The following is a 22,337-nucleotide window of genomic DNA, read 5'->3' as shown; positions in this document are numbered from 1 at the left end:
AAGCCTCCGGCGGGAGTATTTAGGCCAAGATGAAATTGTGAGGGACGTTCGGGTTTTAACCAAACACCGACCAGCCCATGCCGCGTGCCAGTTTTTCCACGGCGATCGAGCCGAGTTTGGAATTGCCATACTCATTGAGACCCGGCGACCAGACCGCAATCGAGGCTTTGCCGGGGGCGATGGCGAGGATGCCACCGCCGACGCCGGATTTGCCGGGCAGGCCGACGCGGTAAGCGAATTCGCCGGAGGCATCGTAGTGGCCGCAGGTCATCATCAGCGCGTTGATGCGGCGGATGCGGGCGATGGACACCAGTTTCGGGCAACCGGGGGCGCCGAGCAGAAAGCGGCCAGCGCGGGCGAGCTGGCTGGTGGTCATTTCAACCGCGCATTGGTGGACATAGGTGCCGATGGCGAGGGCTGTGGGGTTGCGCAGGTTGCCCATCGCGGCCATGAACTCGGCCAAAGCGATGTTGCGGTGGGCGGTGGCTTGTTCGGATTTTGCCACGGCTTGGTTGATGGTGATGGTGTCATCCTCGGCGGCGGCTTGGATGAAGCGCAACAGTTCGGCCAGTACTTCGCGCGGTTGGCGACCTTGCAGGATGGCATCGGTGACGGCGATCGCGCCCGCATTGACGAAGGGATTGCGCGGGATGCCGTTTTCTTGTTCCAGCTGCAGGATCGAGTTGAACGCAAGGCCAGAGGGTTCGCGGCCCACACGCGCCCAGATCTGATCGCCCAAGCGGCCCAAGGCGATGGCGAGGGTGAAGACTTTCGAGATCGACTGGATCGAGAATGGTGTGGCGGCATCGCCTGCGGTGAGGGTCTCGCCGGAGGGTAGCGCGACCGCGATGCCGAAGTGCTGCGGGTCGACTTTCGCCAATTCTGGGATGTAGTTGGCGACTTTGCCGCGATCTGTGGCTTGCGCCATCTCGGCCGCGATCTGGTCGAGCAGGTCCTGCATCTATGGCTTCCAGCGCAGGAAATTGCCGATCAGGCGCAGGCCGGTGGCTTGGGATTTCTCGGGGTGGAACTGCATCCCCAGCATGGTGTCGCGGCCAATGATCGCGGTGATCTCGCCCGCGTAATCGACATGGGCAAGGCGTTCGGCGGGGTTTTGCACGCGGAAATGGTAGGAATGCACGAAATAGGCGTGGTCACCGGTTTTGAGGCCTGCGAGCACGGGGTGCGGGTGGTCGATTATGAGGTCGTTCCAGCCCATGTGGGGGACTTTTAAGCTGGGGTCAGCGGGGGTGATCTTCACCACCTCGCCGGGAATCCACGCAAAGCCTTTGGTGTCTTCATATTCGCGGCCCCATGTCGCCATCATCTGCATGCCGACGCAGATGCCAAGGAAGGGGCGGGCGCGGGTGGTGACGGCTTCCTCAATGGCCTCAAACAGCCCGCCGTAGGTGCCCAAGGCGCGGCGGCAGGCCGGGAAGGCGCCGTCACCGGGCAGCACGATGCGGTCGGCGCGGGCGACATCCTCGGGGCGCGAGGAGACCAGCACTTCGCCCGCATCGGACTCCGTAGCCATGCGTTGGAACGCCTTTTCAGCCGAGTGCAGGTTGCCGGAATCGTAGTCTACGAGGACGGTGAGCATTTTGACGGGCCTGTTCTGCCGGAAGCGTGGGGTGCTTCCGGCGAGGATATTTGAGCAGAGAGGATGACCTGAAGGGCAGAAAACAGGAGTTAGAGTGCGCCTTTGGTGGAGGGCAGGACGCCTGCCATGCGGGGGTCAGGCTCCACCGCTTCGCGCAAGGCTCGCGCGACGGCTTTGAACGCGGCTTCGGCGATGTGGTGGCTGTTGAGGCCGTGGATCAGATCGACATGCAGGGTGACGCCGCCATGGGTGGCCAGTGCCTGAAAGAATTCACGCACCAGTTCGGTGTCGAACGTGCCGATTTTGGCGGCGGTGAAGGGGACGTGCCATGCGAGGAAGGGCCGCGCGGACAGATCCAGCGCGCAGGCGACCTGCGTGTCATCCATCGCCAGCCGGAAATGGCCGTAGCGGCGGATGCCTTTCTTGTCGCCCAAGGCGCGGGTCAGGGCTTGGCCCAAGGCGATGCCGGTATCCTCAACCGTGTGGTGATCGTCGATGTGCAGATCGCCCTGCGCCTGAACGGTGAGGTCGATCAGCGAATGGCGGGCGAGTTGATCGAGCATATGGTCGAAGAAGCCGATGCCGGTTTTGATCTTGGCTTGGCCGGTGCCGTCAAGGTTGATGGCCACGGCGATGCGGGTCTCATTGGTATTGCGGGTGATCTCGGCTGTGCGCATCGCGGGCTCCGGTGTCAGGGTTGCGGCCTTATAGGGCGGGGGGGGCGGTTTGGAAAGGCTTTGGCTGCTGGACCTTTGCCACAAGGTGCCTATTGTGGCGCGGATATTTGGCGGCAATTTGGTGTGATATGACAGCGTATACCTGCTTCAAGGCCTATGACATTCGCGGCAAATTGGGGGAGGAGTTGACCGGCGATATTGCGCGGCGCATCGGACGGGCGTTTGCTGAGGGGCTGGGCGCAAAGCGCGTGGTGCTGGGGCAGGATTGTCGGGCCTCGTCGGCGGAGCTGGCGACGGCAGTGGCCGAAGGGCTGGTCGCGGCGGGGGTTGAGGTGATGGACCTTGGCCTTTGCGGCACCGAGGAGATGTATTTTGCCACCACGGCGCTGGACGCGGATGGTGGCATTGAGGTGACGGCCTCGCACAATCCGATGGATTACAACGGCATGAAGCTGGTGCGGCGGGGGTCGGCTCCGTTGGACGCGGGCACGGGGCTGGCGCGGATCAAGGCTTTGGCGGAGAGCGGTGCATTTGCTGAGGCGTTGCCGGGGGGCTCGGTGGTGGATGCCTCTGCGGTGCGGGCGGAGTTTGTCGCACGGGTGTTGTCGCTTGTCGATCTGGGCGCGCTGCGGCCTTTGAAGATCGTGGTGAACGCGGGCAATGGCGCGGCGGGGCCGACGTTTGATGCGATTGCCAAGGCTTTGGCTTTGGCGGGGGCTCCGCTGGAGTTTGTGCGGATGCACCATCAGCCGGACGGCAGTTTTCCGAACGGCATCCCGAATCCACTGCTGCCGGAAAACCAGCCGGTGACGGCTGCGGCGGTGGTTGCGGCAGGCGCGGATATGGGCGTGGCTTGGGATGGTGATTTCGACCGCTGCTTCTTGTTCGATGCGAGCGGTGGTTTTGTGGCCGGGGAATATTTGGTGGGGTTGTTGGCGGAAGTGTTTTTGGCGAAAGAGCCGGGGGCTACGATTGTCCACGATCCGCGGGTGATCTGGAACACGCAGGATGTGGTGGGCCGCGCGGGGGGACGAACGGTTGCGGCGCAGACGGGCCATGCGTTTTTGAAGCAGGCGTTGCGCGACACCGGCGCGATCTATGGCGGCGAGATGTCGGCGCATCATTATTTCCGCGATTTCATGGCCTGCGATTCCGGCATGATCCCGTGGCTGTTGGTGGCGGAGTTGATGGGGCGCTCGGGGCTTTCGCTGGCCGATCTGCTGGCGGCGCGGCGGGCGGCATTTCCGTCTTCGGGTGAGATCAACTTTCGGGTGAAGGATGCCAAGGCTACGGTGGCGCGGATTGAAGCGGATTATGCACCGAAAGCGCTGGCGCGCGATGATCTGGACGGGCTGTCACTGGAGTTTGGCGCGTGGCGGTTCAATTTGCGCGCATCAAACACCGAGCCGTTGCTGCGGTTGAATGTGGAATCGCGCGGGCGGGTGGATTTGGTGGAAAAGGCCGTGGCAGAGATTTCGGCTTTGATCGGGGCAGTCGGCTAAGGGGGCGGATGCCTCCGGCGGGGATATTTGAGCCAATGTGAAAGCCCCGAAGGGTTTTGCTCTTTTTGAAATACTCCCGCCGGAGGCTTCCGGCATTTGCGGCCTAAGCAGGGTTTGGACGCTTACATCACCGCCCCGATTTGCCACGGCACGAACTCGGCGCCGCCAAAGCCGAGGTCTTCGGAGAAGGTGCGCGCACCGGAAGCCACGGCGATGACTTTCTCAAGGATTTCAGCACCTTTCGCGGCGATGCTCACCCCGTTTGTGAGGATATCACCGCAGTTGATGTCCATGTCTTCCGACATCCGGGCATACATTTCACTGTTGGTCGCAAGCTTAATACAGGGGCTGGGTTTGTAGCCGGACACCGATCCACGCCCGGTGGTGAAGATGATCATCGTCGCCCCCGAAGCGATCTGGCCTGTGACGGAACAGGGATCGTAGCCGGGGCTGTCCATGTAGGTGAAGCCGGGGGTGGTGATGGGCTCTGCGAATTTATACACACCAACCAACGGCGCGGTGCCGCCCTTCGCCACAGCGCCCAGTGACTTTTCAAGGATGGTGGTCAGGCCACCCTTCTTGTTGCCGGGGGAGGGGTTGTTGTCCATCTCGCCGCCGTTGCGGGCGGTGTAGTCTTCCCACCATTGGATGCGCTCCAGCAGTTTTTCGCCGACCTCGCGCGACACCGCGCGGCGGGTCAGCAGGTGTTCGGCGCCGTAGATTTCAGGGGTTTCCGACAGAATCGTGGTGCCGCCCATCTGCACCAGCAAGTCGGACATGTGCCCCAGTGCCGGATTGGCGGTGATGCCCGAATAGCCGTCCGATCCGCCGCATTGCAGACCGATTATCAGCTTGGAGACAGGGGCGGGCGCGCGGGCGGTGTGGCTCGCGACCTCAGCCATTTCGCGCAGAACCTTTAGCCCTGCCGCGATGGTGGCGCGGGTGCCGCCGGTTTGCTGGATGGTCATGTAGCGGAAATTGCCATCCGGGCGCAAACGGCCTTGGCCGACCAGGTCCGGCACTTGCATGACTTCGCAACCCAGACCCACCAGCAGGATGCCGCCAAAATTGGCGTTTCGCGCATAGCCTTTCAGGGTGCGCATCAGGGTGTCGTACCCCTCATTCACCCCCGACATGCCGCAGCCGGTGTTGTGCACGATCGGCACAAAGCCGTCGATATTCGGCATCGCCGACAGGACGGGGTCTTTCTCGGCCGCCTCGGCGATGAAGCGGGCGACCGAGCCCGAGCAGTTCACCGAGGTGAGAATGCCGATGTAATTGCGGGTGCCGACTTGGCCGTCGGCGCGGTGGTAGCCCATGAATTCACGCGGCGGCAGACTGGGCAAAGCATGGCTTTCGCTGCCGATGGCGTAATCGTCGGTATGTGGACCCATGCCAAGATTGTGGCCATGGATATGCGCGCCGGGGGCAATATCAACCAAAGCTTGACCGATGATCTGGCCGTAGCGGATCACCTGTTCGCCCGCCGCAATCGGCCGGGTGGCTATTTTATGACCACGGGGAATCGGTTGGGTGGTCGGGGTGTCCAGACCGCCCGGTTGTGCGCCCGCAGGCAGATCGACCAAGGCGATCACCAGATTATCGGCTGGATTCAACCGTATCACACTTTGATTGCTTTGTAACATTTCGCTGTCACCTTTGCTTGATCCCGAGGCCTGGCTCGGCTAACATGTTAGCATGTTACAGTCCGATGATACCCTCTCACAAGACCCGATCGCGGAAAATCACCGCTTGCAACCGCTTGAAGCGTTCTCGGGATCGCTGGGCGCGAGGGTCTATCAGACCTTGCGGCAGGCGATTTTATCGCTGAGTTACCGCCCCGGTGAAATCCTGCGCAAGCCCGAGATTTGTGCCGAATTGGGCGTCTCACGCAGCCCGGTGTCGGATGCGGTGGCGCGGCTGGCGGTTGAAGGGCTGGTCGATGTGGTGCCACAAGCCGGCACCTATGTGGCGCGGTTCTCGATGGCCGAAATTCGCGAAGGCGCGTTTCTGCGCGAGGCGATCGAGTTGCAGGCGATAGAGATGGTCGCGGGCAATATCAGCGATGAGCAGTTGGTGACGTTGCGGCGCAACATCACGGTGCAGGCGGCGCTGCTGGCCGATGGCGATTTTCCGGGATTTTATCAGTTGGACGGCGAGATGCACGAGTTGATCCGCAGCTTTACCGGCTATCGCAAGCTGTCGGCGGTGGCGGAAACCGCTTGGGTGCATGTCGAGCGGGCGCGGCGATTGGTGCTGCCGGTCGATGGCCGGGTGCAGGCGACATTGGAGGAACATCGCGCGATTGTGACGGCGCTGGAGGCGCGTGATCCAGCGGCTGCTCGGGCGGCGATGCGGCTGCATTTGCGCAAATTGGTGACGTATTTGGAGCCGTTGGAGCGCAGCCACCCGGAGTTGTTTAATCCTTGAGAGGGCGGTCTGCTGAGAGCGAAACACGGGGTTTTCACACCCCCGCGCCGCATTGCTGAAGCAGCAATGCAGCTTCCCCCGTGGAGTATTTTCGCCAAGATGAAGGCAAATTTTAATCAAAGTTTAGTCAGTTGGCGCGTCGGAATGCAGCAGGCCTTGGGCCTTCAGATCGGCCCAGAGACTGGGCGCAATCTCGGTCTGTGCCGCTATCACGTTGCTGTCCATTTCGGCCACGCCCTGACCGCCGGGGATCATCGAGACCACAGCCGGATGGCGCAAAGGGAACTGGAAGGCGGCATCGACAAGGCGGACGCCATGGGCTGCGCAGGCGGTTTGCAGGGCGGTGACGCGGGCGAGGATGTGTTCTGGCGCGGGGTCGTAATTGTAGAATGCGCCGGGTTTTGGCCCGGTGGCGAGGATGCCGGAGTTGTAGGGGCCGCCGATGACGATGCCGACCCCGCGCTTTTGGGCCAGCGGCAGGAAGCTGGTCAGCGGCGCTTGTTCCAGCAGGGTGTAGCGGCCTGCGAGCAGGAACAGATCGAAATCGCCGCGCTCCAGCAGCCATTGGCAGGGTTGCCATTCGTTCACCCCGGCACCGAAGGCTTTGATCACGCCTTGGTCGCGCAGCTCTAGCAGGGCGCGGTAGCCGCCGGACATGAACTCGGACAGTTTGGCATCCAGCCCCGCTTGCGAGCGGTGGTTGGCGACATCCAGATCATGGGCGTAAAGGATGTCGATGCGGTCAAGACCGGTGCGTTCGAGCGACGATGCCAGCGAACGCATCACGCCGTCATAGCTGTAGTCATAGACTTCATTCCGGGCGGGCACCTCGAACCATTTTCCGATGCCGTCGCGCTGATCGGGCGGGCAGGCGCGCAGATGGCGGCCGATTTTGGTAGAGACAATGTAGGTGTCGCGGGGTTTGCCGCGCAGGAAATGGTTCAGCCGGGTTTCCGACAGGCCCAGCCCATAGAGGGGGGCGGTGTCGAAATAGCGCACGCCTGCCTTCCAAGCGCGGGTCAGGATGGCTTGGGCGTCTGCCTCGGAAATTGCGCGATAGAGGTTGCCGATGGGTGCTGCCCCAAAGCCCAGTTCGGTGAAATCCAAGCCGCCATTGCCCAAACGATCCCAGTGTCTGATCCGCATCTTCGCCCCCTGATTTTAACTGACATGCTAGTATGTTTTGCCTTTTCGGCCAATGGCTTTCGCGCTAGCCTTTGCAAAACGGGAGGGTTTTTATGACACGCTTTGCGCAGGTGTTTGGGGCGAAGAAGCCGGTGATTGCGATGGTGCATCTGGGGGCGATGCCGGGGACGCCGTTGCATGATCCGCTGGCCGGGGTAGAGGGGATTATTGCGGGGGCCTTGGCGGATTTGGCGGCGCTGCAGGCGGCGGGCTTTGATGCGGTGATGTTTGGCAATGAGAATGACCGACCCTATGAGTTGAAGGTGGACCCCGCCAGCACCGTGACGATGGGTTATGTGATTGGGCGGTTGCGGGGGCAGATTGCTGTGCCGTTTGGCGTCAATGTGCTGTGGGACCCGATGGCGACGATGGCTTTGGCAGCCGCGACCGGGGCGGCGTTTGTGCGCGAGATTTTCACCGGAACCTATGCCAGCGATATGGGGGTCTGGGCACCCGACGCGGGGGCGGCTTTGCGCTATGGTCAGCGGATTGGCGCGGGCGGTGTGGCGAAATTGTATAACGTTTCGGCAGAGTTCGCCGGATCTTTGGACCCACGGTCTTTGCCGGATCGGGCGCGTTCTGCGGTGTTTTCCTCGATCCCCGATGCGGTGTTGGTGTCAGGGGCGATCACGGGTGAGGCGGCTAAGATGGTCGATCTGGAGGCGGTGAAGCGGGTGCTGCCCCATACGCCCGTGCTGGCGAATACCGGGGTGAAGCATGACACGGTGGCAGAAGTGCTGCGGGTGGCGGATGGCTGCATTGTCGGCTCGGCGTTGAAGCACGGCGGCGATACTTGGGCAGCGGTGGACGCAGGCCGTGCGCGCGATTTCATGGACCGCGTGCGCGCGGTGCGGGGAGTATGATGCGCGCGCTTTTGACCGAATTGATGCTGATCCCCGGCCTGTCGGGGTATGAGGAGCGGGTGGCGGGCTGCATCGCGCGGCATCTTGACGGCTTGGGCCTTGCGCATCGCAGCGACCGTCTGGGCAATCTGATTGCGACCTTGCCGGGTGACCCTGCGGCGCCTTCGGTGATGGTGTTCACCCATATGGACCAGTTGGGCTTTATCATTCGCAAGGTGGAAGATTCTGGCCTGATCCGGCTGGAACGGCTGGGCGGGGTGCCAGAACGGGCCTTGGCGGCGCAGGCGGTGCTGATCTGCACCGAACAGGGTGATCTGCCGGGACTGATCGCCAACAAAAGCCACCACGCCACCACGCCGGAGGAGAAATATCGGGTGGTGCCTTATGCCGAGCTTTATGTCGATGCGGGGTTTGCCAACCGCGCCGAGGCCGAAGCGGCGGGGGTAAAAATTGGCTGCCCGGTGGTCTATCTTCCCCGCGTGATAAATCTGGCGGGCGATCGGTTGGCGGGCACTTCGGTGGATGATCGGGCGGGCTGCGCGGCGCTGATTGATCTCGGGCGGCGGCTGGTGGGGCGGAGATCTGGCCCGACGGTGCATCTGGTCTGGTCGGTGCAAGAGGAATATAACCTGCGCGGCATCCTCCCTGCGGCGACCGCTTGCGCACCCGATATTGCTTTGCAGATTGACCTGCTGCTGGCCTGCGACACGCCGGATATGACCCAGCGCGGCGATGTGACATTGGGCGGCGGGCCGGGGATTTCGTTGTATTCGTTCCACGGGCGCGGCACGTTGAACGGGGTTATTCCGCATCCCGCCCTGGTTAAGCTGTTCGAGACTGCCGCAGTGGCGCGGGGGCTGCCGCTGCAACGTTCCGCCCATACCGGGGCGCTGACCGATCTGTCTTACATCCAGTTCATGGGGGCCGAGGGGGTTGCGTGTTTGGACGTGGGTTTCCCGATGCGCTACAGTCACTCTGCCTTGGAAGTGCTGGATATGGCTGATCTTTCGGGGATGGTCGATTTATTGGAACAAGCTTTGTCGCAGATTGGCCCCGGCTTTGATCTAAGCCGGAGGCCGCGATGAGCTACACCCTTGGCGTTGACATTGGCACGTTCGAGACCAAAGGCGTGCTGGTGGATGCCTCGGGTGCCATCATCGCACAAGCCACGCGGTCGCATAAAATGCTGGTGCCGCAATCGGGCTGGGCCGAGCATCGCGCCGAAGAAGATTGGTGGGGTGATTTTGTCTTTGTTACCAGAGTATTGCTGCGTGATGCTCAAGTAAACTCTGAGGAGATCGCAGCGGTTGCCTGTTCGGCCATTGGCCCCTGTATGCTGCCCGTGAATGCGGCGGGCAAACCGCTGATGAATGGCGTGCTCTATGGCGTGGACACGCGGGCGGCGGCACAGATCACCGAGCTGACCGACCGGATTGGTGCTGATCTGATCATGGCGCGCTGCGGCAATGCGCTGACTTCGCAATCGGTGGGGCCAAAGATTCTGTGGCTGCGGCAGCAGCGCCCCGAGATTTACGCGCAGACGGCTATGGTGTTGTCGGCCACACCGTATCTGACGTGGAAGCTGACCGGGGACTATGTGATCGACCACTACACGGCGGCGAATTTCTCGCCCCTGTATGATGTGAACCGCTTGGCTTGGACGGATGAACTGGCCCCCGAGATCATCCCGTTGAACCGCCTGCCGCGCCTTGCCTGGAGCACGGAAATTGCGGGCCATGTGACAGCGCAAGCGGCGGCGGAAACGGGGCTGGCGGTGGGCACTCCGGTGACGGTTGGCACGATTGATGCGGCGGCAGAGGCGGTTTCGGTGGGGGTGAAAGACCCCGGCGAGATGATGATGATGTATGGCTCGACCATCTTCATCATCCAACTTACAGCGCTTCCGGTACGCGACCCCCGGATGTGGTATGCGCCTTGGCTTTATCCCGGCCAACATGCCTCGATGGCGGGGCTGGCGACGTCGGGGACGCTGACACATTGGTTCCGTGACCAGTTTGCGCGCGAATTGGGTGAAGGCGCGTTTGGGGTTTTGGCACGCGAGGCGGCTGATAGCCCGAAGGGGGCGAGGGCCCTGCTGTGCCTGCCGTATTTCTCGGGGGAACGCACGCCGATCCATGATCCGCAGGCGGTGGGGGCGTTCTTTGGGCTGAACCTGACGCACAGCCGGGGCGACCTGTTTCGCGCGGTTCTGGAGGGCATCGCCTCGGGCACGGCGCATGTGATGGAGGTGTGCCGCGAACTCGGGGCGCAGCCTGTGCGGGTGTTGGCGGTGGGCGGGGGGACGCAGAACGCGGTCTGGATGCAGGCCACCTCGGATATCGGTGGCGTGCCGCAGATCGTGGCAGAGAAAACCATCGGCGCGAGTTATGGCGATGCGTTTCTGGCGGCGGTGGCAGTGGGGCGGGTGTTGCCGGAGCAGATCAGCGAATGGAATCCGGTGGCGCGGGTGGTGCAGCCTGTGGCCGAAGCGGTCTACGCGCGACAATATCCGCTGTGGAAGCGGCTTTATCAGCAAAGCCGCGATATTGCGCAGGAATTGGGGGGCGGGGTGTGAAGGATCGGATGCGAGGGGCGCTGGCGGAGCTGGGCGCGGTGGCTGACCTTATCGATGCGGTGGCGGTGGAGGCGGCTTGCGCGCGGATTTTGGGCGCGCGCCGGGTGATGCTGTATGGCTGCGGGCGTGAGGGGTTGATGATGCGCGCATTTGCGATGCGGCTTTATCATCTTGGGGTTGCGGTTTCGATGCAGGGCGATCTGGCAGCACCCCCGCTGGGGGTGGGGGATTTGTTTTTCGTGGCCTGTGGGCCGGGGGAGTTATCGACCGTCACGGCTTTGGCGGGGGTGGCACGGGCTGCGGGGGCGGGGGTTTTGATGGTGACGGCGGAGGGTTCGGGGGCCTCGCTGGCGCTGGCGGATCAGGTTTTGGTTATTCCGGCGCAGACGATGGCCAGTGATCTGGGGGCGCGGGATGTGCGCGGGAAATCGGTGCTGCCGATGGGGTCGCTGTTTGAGGGAGCGATGTTTTTGGTGTTTGAAATTATGGTTCTGCGGCTGCGGGACATGAAGGGCGAGCCTGCGGAAGCGATGCGGGCGCGGCATACTAATATGGAGTGATGTTCACGCGTGGACAGAGGCGGTATCTTAGGGAAATCAAGCCGTTAGAGTGCAGAGATCTACACTTTGTTAACCTGTGCTCGGGGGAGAAGATTTCAAATCGGATCGGCGTTGGCAGGGGGTGAACCCTCCGGGGGGAGTATTTTGGAAAGAGCAAATATGGGTTCTTTGCATTGCTCTTTTTGAAATACTCCCGCGCGGCGCGCTCCTGCGCCAGCCTAGGGCTCAGGCGTTTTTCGCCAGCAGCGCGTCGATCTCGGCGCGGGATGGCATCGAGGGGGCTGTGCCTGCGCGGGTGACCGAAATCCCTGCTGTGGCGCAGCCGAACCGCACCGCTTCCACCACGTCGCGGCCTTCCGACAGCGCCACCGCAAAGCCGCCGTTGAAGGCGTCGCCTGCGCCGGTGGTTTCCACGACTTTGCCTGCCGACATGACGGGAACATGCACCGAGCGGGTGCGGTCGTGGTAGAGCGCGCCTTTGTCGCCAAGCGTCATCACCACGGCGCCGACGCCGCGAGCCAGCAAAGCTTCGGCCGCGATTTCCGCTTGCGCAATCGTTGTCACCGGCAGACCCGTCAGGGCCTCGGTTTCGGTCTCATTCGGGGTGACGTAATCGCAGAGGGCCAAGATATCGTCGCCCAAAGTGGCGGCGGGGGCGGGGTTTAGGATTGTCGTCACTCCTGCGGCGCGGGCGATTTCCAGCGCGCGTTTGGCGGCGGGAATCGGTTGTTCCAGTTGTGTGACGAAGATCGCGGCAGAGCGGATCAGGTCGGCTTTTTCTTCAACATCTTGCACCGAGACGCGGCCAGCGGCGCCCGGTGAGACGATGATGGCGTTGTTGCCGGTGGCTTCTTCGATAAAGATATAGGCGGCCCCCGTGTAGCTTTCGGCGTCTATTTTGACTTCCGGGATCACGCCCGCCTTGGCCCAAGTCGAGCGGGCGATTTCGGCGAAGGCGTCATCGCCTAGGCGGGTGATGAAATGGGTTTTACCGCCTGCCATCGCAGCGGCAACGGCTTGGTTCGAGCCTTTGCCGCCCGGCCCCAGCACAAAGGAATTGCCCAAGATCGTCTCACCCATTTTGGGCTGACGGGCGGCGCGGTAAGCGGTGTCGGCGACGAAGATGCCAAGGATGACAATGGGTTTTGCGGGGTTGCTCATGTTATTGCGCCTCTGGCGGGATCACGCCTTTGCGGAACATGAAGCAGCCGTAGAAGCGGCGCTCGCCGGTTTGGATCACGGCATAGGCTTGTTTCGCCATGTCATAGAAGGCAAAACGTTCGATGGATTGCATCGGGCGAATGGATCCTTCGGCGGCATTGATTTCGGCTTGCACCTCGGCCTGCACTGCGGGGATTTCATCGGGTGCGCCCACGACTTCCATGCGGCCTGCGAAGTCTGGCACGAAGGTGTCGAGCGGGTAGACCGACAGGATCGCTTGCGCGGCTTCGGCGCAGGTCAGGTTTTCCATCCGCAGCAGTTTGCCCGTCACCGTGGCGCGGGCCACCGAATCCGACGGGAAGTTGGTATCGGCGAGGATCAGCACATCGCCATGGCCCATCGCCCGCAGGCAATGCAGCACTTCCGCGTTCAAGCGCGGGTCAATTCCTTTGAGCATGCTGCCCTCCCATTTTGCGCAAATTGCGCCGGATTTTATGCGGTGGTCAAGGCGCGATCAGGCCAGCCTTTGCCCGCTGGCTTTGTCGAAGATATGCGATTGCGTCGCGTCTGGGGCGAGGGTGATGGTCTCGCCGGGGCGGAAGCTGACGCGTTCGCGGAACACGGCGGTGACTTCGCGGCCTGCGATGCGCACGACGACATGGGTTTCAGACCCTGTCGGTTCGACGACTGCGATGGTGCCTGCAAGGCCGTCATTTCCGGCGGTGAAGGTTTCCGGGCGCACGCCGTAGACGACTTGCTGGCCCTCGGTGGCGGTGGAGCCGGGCGGCAGCGCAAGCCGCGCGCCGTCAACGTCAACCATGCCATCTTTCACCACGCCGTCGATCAGGTTCATTGAGGGCGAGCCGATGAAAGAGGCGACAAAGATATTGGCGGGGCGGTCGTAAAGTTCCAAGGGTGCGCCGACTTGTTCGATGCGGCCACCCTGCATGACGACGATTTTATCGGCCATGGTCATCGCCTCGATCTGGTCATGGGTGACATAGACCGTGGTGGTTTTCAGGCGTTGGTGCAGTTCCTTGATCTCGGTCCGCATCTGGACGCGCAGTTTGGCGTCAAGGTTCGAGAGCGGCTCGTCGAACAGGAACACCTTTGGGTCACGCACGATGGCGCGGCCCATGGCGACGCGCTGGCGCTGGCCACCCGACAAAGCGCGCGGGAAGCGGTCGAGATAGGGGGTCAGGCCAAGGATTTCGGCAGCGCGTTCGACTTTGCTGCGAATCGCCCCGGCCTCCATGCCGCGCATTTTCAGCGCAAAGCCCATGTTGGCGGCGACGGTTTTATGCGGGTAGAGGGCGTAATTCTGGAACACCATGGCGATGTCGCGCTCGGAGGGTGGCAGGTTGTTGACGCGGGCGGTGCCGATGCTGATATCGCCTGCCGAAATCTCTTCCAGCCCCGCCAACATGCGCAAAAGCGTGGATTTGCCGCAGCCGGAAGGCCCGACCAGCACGACAAACTCGCCATCCTTGATATCCAAGTTAAGGCCGTGAATCACCTGAACCCCGCCATAAGCCTTGCGCAGATCGCGGATTGTGACTTCGGCCATGTGGTTCCCCCCAGTTGTTGCTGCAAGAATAGTCATACCGGGCGGCGCTGTCTATCTGCTGATCATACTAACATGTTAGAATCTTGACAGGCGGATTGGGGCAGGCCAAGCTAAGGCCAAGGAAAGTGTTTGCGGTGGGAGGGGAGGCCTGCGTGCAGGGTGTGCCAAACGGGCCACCGAGTTTCCATAAGTACCGGGTTCCAAAGTTTCGACAGATAACAGCTCGGCGGTCTTTGGCCGTGAAGAGCAAAAAGGGAGGAGACGTCTTGAAAGTAGAACTTTATCAGGCCGCTGTTCAGGCCACACTTAGCCGTCGTCGCATGTTGCAGGGGGCGACCGCGCTGACCGCACTCGCGGTGATGCCGAAGGTGATGGGTTACGGCCCCGCCATGGCACAAGACTCGGTGCGCGCACAGATCTTGCAGATCCCTGGTGTGGGCAAAGGCTCGCCCACCGATGCGGATTGGCAAAAGGTTGGCGAGATGTGTCTCGACAGCACCAAGACCAACGTCGCCGAGGGCGAGTTTGCCGGCGTTGAGTTGAGCTTCTTTGGCATCAACAACAACGGCTTGCACAACATCCTGTTCCGGGGCTTGCTGAAAGGCTGGGAGGCTTACACTGGCGCCAAGATCAACTGGATTGACCTTGCACAGGCTGATTACAACCCGCGCTTGCAGCAAAGCATTGCCACAGGCACCGTCGATTTCGACATTCTGGCGATGGGTGCGCCGCTGGAGGGTGATACCGCCAGCAAGGGCTTGCTGGATGAGATGCCGGATTGGGTCAAGACCCAGATCGACATGGATGATTATGTGAACTACCTGAAAGCCCCGGTTGGGACATGGGATGGCAAGACCTACCGCATCTCCATCGACGGCGATTGCCACACCTTCGCCTATCGCACGGATTACTTCGGTGAGGGTGCGATTTCTGGCATGGCAGAGCCGCCGAAGACCTGGCAAGAGGTCAACACCTATTCCAAGGCTATTGTCGGCAAGACCGATCCGCTGACCGGGCAGCCGGCGATTGGCTATCTGGACCCGTTGAAGGGCTGGGGCGGTTTTGGCTTCTACTTCCTGGAAAACCGGGCTGCGGCGTATGTGAAGCATCCGTCCGATCCAGCTTGGCTGTTCGATCCTGAAACGATGAAACCGCGCGTCAACAATCCGGGTTGGGTGCAGGCCATTCAAGACGTGATGGACCTGATCGCAACCCCGGGGGCTTATCCGGCAGACCAGATCAACGCCGATCCGGGCACCACGGCGTTCTCGCAGTTTCTCGCGGGCACCGGATCCAGCCTGATGTGGTGGGGCGACGTGGGCTCGAACGCGCGCACCTCTGATACCTCGGTGGTCGGCGACGTGGTGGGCTTTGGCATCAACCGCGGCTCGGACAAGGTGTACAACGCCCAGACCTCGGCATGGGAGGAAACCTACAACGAGTCGCCGAACATGGCCTTCCTTGGCTGGGGCGTCTATGTGACCAACCGCGTCTCGGCGGATGAGAAAAAGCGCAAAGCGGCTTGGTCTGCGGCGGCGCATCTGGGCGGCAAGGACATTTCCTTGTGGATGGCCGCTTATCCTTCGGGCTTCCAACCCTACCGCAACAGCCAGTTCAACTATGACGAATGGGTGGCCGCAGGCTATGACAAGGCGTTCATCGAGGATTATCTCGGTTCCAACCTTGACAGCTACAACCACCCCAACGCCGCGATTGAACCGCGTATCCCCGGCATCTTCCAATACTATTCGGTTGCCGAGGATGAATTGGCCAAGGGCTATTCCGGCCAATACAAATCGGCCCAAGAAACCGCCGATGCGATTGCGGCGGCTTGGGAGAAGATCACCGATCAGATCGGCCGCGACAGCCAGATTGCGCTGTATAAGGCCAGCTTGGGGATGTGAGTTCGGCGTAGCGGTGGGTTGAAACCCCACCCTACGATCATCGCATAGGGGACTTTTAACCTTATGCTGGCATGACGGTGGGTGCGCATGGTTTGCGCACCCTAATTTTCCCAAGCGGGGCGATGCGGTGAGCGGATCAGGCGATCTTTTACACGTTGTCAGCAATGACAATATCTCGAACAGCCGAAAGGCGTGGGGCCGCGGCATCATCTGGGGCTCGGGCCTGCTGATGGCGCTTGTGGCTCTGGCCCAACTGATGCAGGTGCAGGGTCTGCATGACTTTGGCCTGACGAGTTGGCGGCCGACGCTGTATGCTTATATCTTCTGGGCGATTTGTCTCAGCTGGGGGCAGGTTTTGCTGTATGGTGAGCAGGGCAAGCGCACCTTATTCGTGCTGCCTGCGGCGCTGTTTGTGATTTCGTTGACCGTGTTTCCGCTGCTGTTCGGGCTGGTGATCGCGTTTTCGGATTGGAACCTGTCCAGCCCGGATGGCCGGCAATTCAACGGGCTGGCCAATGTGCGGCAGATGTGGGCCGATCCATTCTACTGGAACGCATTGTTGAACATGGTCTGGTATGTGCTTGCAATTCTTGTGGAATATACCATTGCCTTCGGTCTGGCTTTGGCGTTGAACGCTGAAATCCGGGCGCGGAAGTTCTTCCGGGTGGCGTTTCTGCTGCCACTGATGCTGTCGCCCGTGGCGGTCAGTTGGATGATCGGCAAGTCGATGCTAGAGGCGCGTTTTGGCCCGGTGGCACGGCTGGCCAAGTTTCTAGGCTGGGAGACGCCTTCGTTCTTTGGCACGCCGGGAGTGGCCAAAGCGACGATCATGCTGATGGACGCCTGGACCTTCATTCCGTTTATGATGATCATGATTTTGGCGGGGTTGCAGGCGATCCCGAAGGAATTGAATGAGGCCGCCAAGGTCGATGGCGCGAATGGCTGGCGGGCGTTTTGGGAGGTGACTTTCCCAATGATGCTGCCGGTGTCGATCACCGCGATATTGATCCGGATTATCTTTAAGTTGAAGCTGGCCGATATTGTGATTGCGGTGACGTCTGGCGGGCCGGGCGGCGCGACCGATACGGTGACCTCGTTCATTTTCCGCGAGTATCGCGATCGCTCGAATGTCGGTTACGGCACGCTGCTGGCGATGTTCTATTTGGTGCTGATCATCATTGTGATGACGATTTTGATGAAGCTTGCGGATCGGTTTGCGAGGCCTAGAACATGAGAAAAGCTGGTATGAGTGACGTGCAGATTTTCAAGGATTCTGCGGCAGATCGCAGCTTTCGCCCGAAATGGTTTACGGGGCGGCTTTTTGTCTATGGCCTGCTGATCTTGTGGGCATTTATTTGTTTGTTTCCAATATATTGGACCCTGACCACCAGTTTCAAAATGGCCCCCGATGTGATGAAGGGCAATCTGATCCCGTGGTGGGATTTCACCCCGAAATGGTTGGGTTGGAAATCTTTGGGCCTGTCGCCTGATACGATTGGCGCAGATAGCACGGTGCGCGACGAGTTTATGAAGCGCTTCACAAATTCGGCGATCACCTCGGTCATATCCTCGGTGCTGGCAGTGATGCTGGGGTCACTTGCGGCCTATGGGTTAAGCCGTTTCAGTTATAAATTCCTGTGGATGGGCAACAGCGACATTTCGTTTTTCTTCCTCAGCCAACTGATTCTGCCGCCTGTGGTTTTGGCTTTGCCGATGCTGGTGCTGTATAAGGAACTGGCGCTGCTCGACACCCGTATCGGATTGATTTTGCTGTATACTCTATCGGTGCTGCCGATTGTGATCTGGATCATGCGCGATCAGTTTTCCTCGATTCCGACGGAATTAGAAGAGGCGGCTTTGGTCGATGGCTTGTCGATCTGGGGGGCGTTTATCACCATTATCCTGCCGATTGCGCTGCCGGGCATGGTGGCTGCGTTCATTCTGTCTTTGGTGCTGACGTGGAATGAGTATTTCTTCGCAGCGCTGCTGACCTCGACCCATGCCAACACTTTGCCGGTGATGGTGGCCTCACAAACCGGCTCGCAGGGGATCTCTTGGTGGTCGATGGCTGCACTGTCTTGGGCCGCGATCCTGCCGCTGATCGTGATCGGTGTGGTGTTGGAACGCTATATTATCAAGGGCATGGCGGCGGGGGCGATTAAGTAATGCTCAAAGGTATTGATCGGCATCTGTCGGCGGAGGTTGTGCATGTGCTGATGCGGATGGGGCATGGCGATACCCTGGTGATCTGCGATGTGAACCATCCAGCGGCGACGATTGCGGCGAAAACCACGCATGGCCGGGTGGTTGACATGGTGGGCTGCGATATTCCCACTGGTCTGGCCGCGATTTTGACCCTGCTGCCGCTGGATACATTTGTGGATGCGCCCGTAAGCCGGATGCAGGTGGTGGGCGATCCGGGGGCGGATATGCCGGTGTTTGGGTTGGTGCAGGGCGTGATTGACGCCGCCGAAGGGTGGGCGGTGCCGATGCAAGCGCTGGAGCGGTTTGCGTTTTATGAGGCGGCAGGCTGCGCCTTTGCCATCGTGCGCACCTCTGATCCGGGGCCGTATGGTTGCTTCATTCTGAAAAAGGGCGTGGTGGATTTGGCGAGGCTTTAGGGGGAAAGTCTGCGCCTTGCCCCCTGGGCGGAGCCTCCGGCGGGAGTATTTTTGCCAAGATGAAACTGTTTATACCCAAACTTGGTTCGGGTCGGGCAGCGGGATCGCATCGAGCAACTCACGGGTATAGGCAGCTTGCGGGTTGGCGAACACCTCAGCGGTGGCAGCGTTCTCGACGATTTGGCCTTGGTGCAGCACAAGGATGCGGGTGCAGAGGCGGCGGATCACAGAAAGGTCATGGCTGATAAAAGCCAGAGTCAACCCAAGGTCTTTCACCAAAGATTCCAGCAGGTTGAGGATTTGCGCTTGGCTTGAGACGTCAAGGCCCGAGACGATCTCATCGGCGAGAATAAACGCGGGTTTCAAGGCAATGGCGCGGGCGATGCCGATACGCTGGCGCTGACCGCCCGAGAGTTCATGCGGGTAACGGGTAGCGAAACTGCGGGGCAGGCCGACGTGATCAAGCGCCTCTAAAACGCGGATATTAGGATTGCTCAGGCCGTGCAAAGACAGCGGGGCGGCGATGATTTGGCCAATACGGTGGCGCGGATTGAGGCTGCTCATCGGGTCTTGGAAGATCATCTGAAAGCGGCGCCGCAGCGGGCGTAACTCACGTTCGGCGAGGTGGGTGATATCTTGGCCGTCGAATTTTATCGACCCACCAGAGGGCTCTAGCAGACGCACCAAGGCGCGACCAAGCGTGGATTTTCCGGAACCTGAGCCGCCGACGATGCCAAGGATTTCGCCCTTTGGGATGCTGAAGCTGAGCCCCTTCAGGATTTCCAAGCGCGGTGCTGCCCCAATCAGCGGTTTTTGCGTCATGTCGGCCAAGGACAGCCGCAAGTTATCAATTTGGTAAAGCTTTGCGGCGTAGAGTTCAGACATGCGCGCTCCGATCTGCGGCTTCGACTTCGGCGCGGGTGGCTGCGATCACGGCATCGGACACCGGGGTTAGGCTGCCGTCAGGGTCGGTGTATTTCGGGGTCGCCGCCAGCAATGCGCGGGAATAGGGGTGTTTGGGCGTATGAAAGAAATCAGGTATCGTGCTGTCTTCCAGCACATAGCCCGCATAAAGCACCGACAGGCTTTGGCAGACCTTGGATACCACGCCCAGATCGTGGGTGACAAACAGCAAAGCCGTGCCGTGGCGGGCCTGCATCGCCGCGATCAGCTTGAGGATTTGCTTTTGCACGGTGACGTCCAGCGCCGTGGTCGGCTCATCTGCGATGATCAGCTTGGGTTCAGCGGCAAAGGCAGATGCGATCAGGATACGTTGCCGCATGCCGCCGGAAAGTTCATGCGGATAGCTGCGCATCACCCGCTCAGGATCGGGGATTTGCACCTCGGCCAAAAGGTCGCGGGCGCGTTTTTCGGCATCGGCGCGGGTCCAGTGCAGAATATCGACCAGACGGTTGGTGATCTGGGGCCCAATACGTCGCGACGGGTTCAGCGCTGTCAGCGGATCTTGCGGTATCAGCGCGCATTTCGCTCCGATCAAAGTGCGGCGCTGTGCGGTGGGCAGGCTGAGCAGATCGGTGCCGTCGAGGATGATCTGCCCGCCGGTGATCTCAACCGATTGCGGCAAGGTTCCCAGAATAGCCTTGCCGATCATCGACTTACCCGCGCCGGATTCGCCGACCAGACCGCGCACTTCGCCAGCGGCGACCTCCAGCGACACCCGGCGCAGGATTTGATCAGGCCGACCTTTCAGACGGGCCGACAGATTGCGGATCGAAAGGAAGCTCATCGCAGCACCGGATCGAAGCGGTCTTTCAACCCTTCACCCAGTTGCGAAAAGCTTAAAACGGTCAGGAAAAGCGTGATCAGTGGAAACACCAACACCCACCAGGCTTGGTGGATGCTCGCGCGGCCTTCCGCGATCATGCCGCCCCATGTGGGATCATCGGTGGAGATTGACAGGTTGACGAAAGACAGGATGGCTTCAACGATGATGGAAATTCCCATTTCAAGCGTAAGGAGAACGACGATGGTGGGCAGCACATTGGGCAGAATCTCGGTTATCATGGTGGATAGCCGGGTGCGGCCCGCGACTTGCGCCGAGGCGACGTAGTCCATTGCCCCTTGGGTCATCGCCTCGGCCCGGATGACGCGGGCGAAGCGCGTCCAGTCGATCACCACGATGGCGATGATGATCGAGGTCAAGCTGGGGCCCAGCACGGCGATCAGCAGGATTGAAAATAGCACGGGCGGGAAGGCCATCCAAATATCTATCGCCCGGCTGATCAGGATATCGACCCAACCGCGCAGAAACCCGGCAAGCAGGCCCATGGTGGCGCCGATGATGCAGGTGATTGTTCCGGCTGTCAGAGCCACGGTCAGGGCCAATCGCGCACCGTAAAGGATGCGGCTGAGCACGTCGCGGCCCAGCGAGTCGGTGCCGAGCAGATAGCCGGGCTCGTGACCCTGGACCCAGAACGGCGGCAACTGACCAAGGAACAGGTCTTGGGCGAGGGGGTCTTTTGGCGCGATCAGGGGCGCAAACACGGCGGCAAGCGTCAGCAGGGTCAGCCATGTGGCCGACAAAACCAGCCGCGTCGGCAATTTGCGCTTGATCGCGCTGCGTCCGTCAAGCATGGCGCAACCTCGGGTTCAGGGCGGCATAAGTCAGGTCCACCAACAGGTTAACCCCGGTGAAAATCACCGCGAACAGGATCACAATGCCTTGGATCAGCGGCAAATCGCGGTTGATCACCGCATCAATCGCCATGTTGCCAAGGCCCTCGTAGGAAAACAGCCGCTCGATGATCACCGTGCCGCCGATCAGAAAGGTGAACTGCACGCCAACCAAGGTCAGCGTCGGCAGGATGGCATTCGGCAGCGCCTCGCGCAGGATGACATGGGTTTCTGAATAGCCCTTGGTGCGCGCAAGGGTGACGTAATCCAGATGCATGGTCTCTTTAAGCGATTGTTTAAGAAGTTGGCCGATGATGGCCGCAAGGGGGATCGCAAGGGCAAGGGCTGGCATGAACATATGGGCGGCGATATCCAACCACAGATCAAAGCGCAGGCGCAGCACGGATTCGGTCAGGTAGAAATTCGTGGTGAACGGCAGCGGAAGGGAGGGGGTGACGCGGCCCGAGATGTGAAAGATCGGGATCAAAACGCCAAACGTCAGGATCAGGATCAACCCCCAGAGGAAATCGGGCACCGACAGCGCCATGCCGTTGCCTACGTCTATCGCGGCTTCGGTCTTGCTGCCGCGCAGGCGGGTGCCGGTCAGCGCCATGAAACCACCGAGGATGACAGCGATGATCAGCGCCATCACCGACAACTCTAACGTGGCGGGCAGGCGGCTGAGCACCAGTTGCAACACTGGTTGTTTGGTGGTGATCGAGGTGCCGAAATCGCCCTGCAGCACGCCGGAAACCCAGATCAAAAACTGCTGCGGGATAGATTTATCAAGCCCGTACAGCGCTGTCAGCCGGGCGACATCAGCCTCGGTTGCGCCGGGGGGCAGCATCATGGCGATCGGGTTGCCCGGCACCACGCGGATGACGAAAAACACGATCACCGCCACGCCTGCCAGCGTGATCAGGGTGGTGCATAATCGAAGAAGCACCGATTGAAGAAATTGCATAGGCGGGGGGCTTCCTTGGGGGCGAGGCAACGGTTCAGGCGGCTGCCCGTTTGGCAGGACGATGCCGAAGGGGGGCTGGGGGACCAAAGTCCCC

General features: G+C 60.9%; 22 protein-coding genes. 10 read left to right on the top strand and 12 right to left on the bottom strand.

The window, feature by feature from the left end; translation table 11 throughout:
- Positions 1-55: 55 nt before the first annotated feature.
- From Q7V03_RS04330 to hisB, 3 genes are all read right to left on the bottom strand, one after another.
- Positions 56-961: a glutaminase gene (locus Q7V03_RS04330; protein WP_304924381.1), complete on the bottom strand. Its 906-nt coding sequence runs from the start codon at positions 959-961 to the stop codon at positions 56-58.
- Positions 962-1,600, bottom strand: coding sequence for an imidazole glycerol phosphate synthase subunit HisH (hisH, locus tag Q7V03_RS04325; RefSeq protein ID WP_304924380.1), 639 nt, complete (start codon positions 1,598-1,600; stop codon positions 962-964). It abuts the gene before it with no gap.
- Between the two features lie 89 nt (positions 1,601-1,689).
- The gene (hisB, locus tag Q7V03_RS04320) at positions 1,690-2,277 is read right to left on the bottom strand and encodes an imidazoleglycerol-phosphate dehydratase HisB (RefSeq protein WP_304924379.1); all 588 of its coding nucleotides are present in this window, start codon (positions 2,275-2,277) and stop codon (positions 1,690-1,692) included.
- Positions 2,278-2,405: 128 nt separating this feature from the next.
- On the opposite strand from hisB, the gene Q7V03_RS04315 reads away from it, so the two are divergent.
- A complete protein-coding gene (locus Q7V03_RS04315) occupies positions 2,406-3,779 on the top strand; it encodes a phosphomannomutase (protein ID WP_304924378.1) in 1,374 nt (457 codons plus the stop codon).
- Between the two features lie 122 nt (positions 3,780-3,901).
- On the opposite strand, the gene Q7V03_RS04310 is transcribed toward Q7V03_RS04315, so the two are convergent.
- Entirely contained in the window at positions 3,902-5,425 is a 1,524-nt protein-coding gene (locus Q7V03_RS04310; protein WP_304924377.1) for a UxaA family hydrolase, read from the bottom strand.
- Between the two features lie 52 nt (positions 5,426-5,477).
- Here Q7V03_RS04310 and Q7V03_RS04305 point away from each other — a divergent pair, with 52 nt between their 5' ends.
- Positions 5,478-6,209 (top strand): GntR family transcriptional regulator, encoded by a 732-nt coding sequence (locus tag Q7V03_RS04305; RefSeq protein ID WP_304924376.1) that lies wholly within the window; start codon positions 5,478-5,480, stop codon positions 6,207-6,209.
- A 123-nt stretch (positions 6,210-6,332) separates the two neighbouring features.
- Here Q7V03_RS04305 and Q7V03_RS04300 read toward each other — a convergent pair whose 3' ends face one another.
- On the bottom strand, positions 6,333-7,355 hold the full coding sequence (locus tag Q7V03_RS04300) for an aldo/keto reductase (RefSeq protein WP_304924375.1): 1,023 nt from the start codon (positions 7,353-7,355) through the stop codon (positions 6,333-6,335).
- A 92-nt stretch (positions 7,356-7,447) separates the two neighbouring features.
- Here Q7V03_RS04300 and Q7V03_RS04295 point away from each other — a divergent pair, with 92 nt between their 5' ends.
- The 4 genes from Q7V03_RS04295 to Q7V03_RS04280 are packed head-to-tail and all read left to right on the top strand — an operon-like array spanning position 7,448 to position 11,392.
- Entirely contained in the window at positions 7,448-8,257 is an 810-nt protein-coding gene (locus tag Q7V03_RS04295) for a BtpA/SgcQ family protein (protein WP_304924374.1), read from the top strand.
- Complete coding sequence (locus tag Q7V03_RS04290; protein ID WP_304924373.1) at positions 8,257-9,342, top strand: M42 family metallopeptidase; 1,086 nt, start codon at positions 8,257-8,259, stop codon at positions 9,340-9,342. Before Q7V03_RS04295 ends, Q7V03_RS04290 begins: the two co-directional genes overlap by 1 nt.
- Positions 9,339-10,832, top strand: a complete 1,494-nt coding sequence (locus Q7V03_RS04285; protein ID WP_304924372.1) for an FGGY-family carbohydrate kinase — start codon at positions 9,339-9,341, stop codon at positions 10,830-10,832. Before Q7V03_RS04290 ends, Q7V03_RS04285 begins: the two co-directional genes overlap by 4 nt.
- Before the next feature lie 38 nt (positions 10,833-10,870).
- On the top strand, positions 10,871-11,392 hold the full coding sequence (locus Q7V03_RS04280; RefSeq protein ID WP_304924371.1) for a 6-phospho-3-hexuloisomerase: 522 nt from the start codon (positions 10,871-10,873) through the stop codon (positions 11,390-11,392).
- Between the two features lie 225 nt (positions 11,393-11,617).
- On the opposite strand, the gene rbsK is transcribed toward Q7V03_RS04280, so the two are convergent.
- The 3 genes from rbsK to Q7V03_RS04265 are packed head-to-tail and all read right to left on the bottom strand — an operon-like array spanning position 11,618 to position 14,120.
- Positions 11,618-12,553 (bottom strand): ribokinase, encoded by a 936-nt coding sequence (rbsK, locus tag Q7V03_RS04275; protein WP_304924370.1) that lies wholly within the window; start codon positions 12,551-12,553, stop codon positions 11,618-11,620.
- A 1-nt stretch (position 12,554) separates the two neighbouring features.
- Positions 12,555-13,010: an RbsD/FucU family protein gene (locus Q7V03_RS04270; RefSeq protein WP_304924369.1), complete on the bottom strand. Its 456-nt coding sequence runs from the start codon at positions 13,008-13,010 to the stop codon at positions 12,555-12,557.
- Between the two features lie 57 nt (positions 13,011-13,067).
- A complete protein-coding gene (locus Q7V03_RS04265; protein ID WP_304924368.1) occupies positions 13,068-14,120 on the bottom strand; it encodes an ABC transporter ATP-binding protein in 1,053 nt (350 codons plus the stop codon).
- Between the two features lie 266 nt (positions 14,121-14,386).
- On the opposite strand from Q7V03_RS04265, the gene Q7V03_RS04260 reads away from it, so the two are divergent.
- The 4 genes from Q7V03_RS04260 to Q7V03_RS04245 all read left to right on the top strand — a co-directional run bounded on the left by Q7V03_RS04260 (position 14,387) and on the right by Q7V03_RS04245 (position 18,645).
- Complete coding sequence (locus Q7V03_RS04260) at positions 14,387-16,024, top strand: extracellular solute-binding protein (protein WP_304924367.1); 1,638 nt, start codon at positions 14,387-14,389, stop codon at positions 16,022-16,024.
- Between the two features lie 127 nt (positions 16,025-16,151).
- Positions 16,152-17,258 carry a carbohydrate ABC transporter permease gene (locus Q7V03_RS04255; protein WP_304924366.1) on the top strand — a complete coding sequence of 369 codons (1,107 nt, stop codon included), beginning with the start codon at positions 16,152-16,154 and terminating at the stop codon, positions 17,256-17,258.
- An 11-nt stretch (positions 17,259-17,269) separates the two neighbouring features.
- Positions 17,270-18,190: a carbohydrate ABC transporter permease gene (locus Q7V03_RS04250; RefSeq protein ID WP_304924365.1), complete on the top strand. Its 921-nt coding sequence runs from the start codon at positions 17,270-17,272 to the stop codon at positions 18,188-18,190.
- A complete protein-coding gene (locus Q7V03_RS04245) occupies positions 18,190-18,645 on the top strand; it encodes an RbsD/FucU family protein (protein WP_304924364.1) in 456 nt (151 codons plus the stop codon). Before Q7V03_RS04250 ends, Q7V03_RS04245 begins: the two co-directional genes overlap by 1 nt.
- Positions 18,646-18,714: 69 nt before the next feature.
- On the opposite strand, the gene Q7V03_RS04240 is transcribed toward Q7V03_RS04245, so the two are convergent.
- From Q7V03_RS04240 to Q7V03_RS04225, 4 genes are read right to left on the bottom strand one after another with little or no spacing between them, the layout of a single operon-like run.
- Positions 18,715-19,530 (bottom strand): ABC transporter ATP-binding protein, encoded by an 816-nt coding sequence (locus tag Q7V03_RS04240; protein ID WP_304924363.1) that lies wholly within the window; start codon positions 19,528-19,530, stop codon positions 18,715-18,717.
- Positions 19,523-20,392, bottom strand: coding sequence for an ABC transporter ATP-binding protein (locus Q7V03_RS04235; RefSeq protein ID WP_304924362.1), 870 nt, complete (start codon positions 20,390-20,392; stop codon positions 19,523-19,525). Before Q7V03_RS04235 ends, Q7V03_RS04240 begins: the two co-directional genes overlap by 8 nt.
- On the bottom strand, positions 20,389-21,240 hold the full coding sequence (locus Q7V03_RS04230; RefSeq protein WP_304924361.1) for an ABC transporter permease: 852 nt from the start codon (positions 21,238-21,240) through the stop codon (positions 20,389-20,391). The genes Q7V03_RS04235 and Q7V03_RS04230 overlap by 4 nt, the downstream gene beginning before the upstream one ends.
- Positions 21,233-22,243 (bottom strand): ABC transporter permease, encoded by a 1,011-nt coding sequence (locus tag Q7V03_RS04225; protein ID WP_304924360.1) that lies wholly within the window; start codon positions 22,241-22,243, stop codon positions 21,233-21,235. The genes Q7V03_RS04230 and Q7V03_RS04225 overlap by 8 nt, the downstream gene beginning before the upstream one ends.
- Between the last annotated feature and the right edge of the window lie 94 nt (positions 22,244-22,337).

The sequence above is a fragment of the Cypionkella sp. genome, assembly GCF_030652235.1.
Classification (GTDB): domain Bacteria; phylum Pseudomonadota; class Alphaproteobacteria; order Rhodobacterales; family Rhodobacteraceae; genus Cypionkella.
This window is presented reverse-complemented; position numbering and strand designations above follow the sequence as displayed.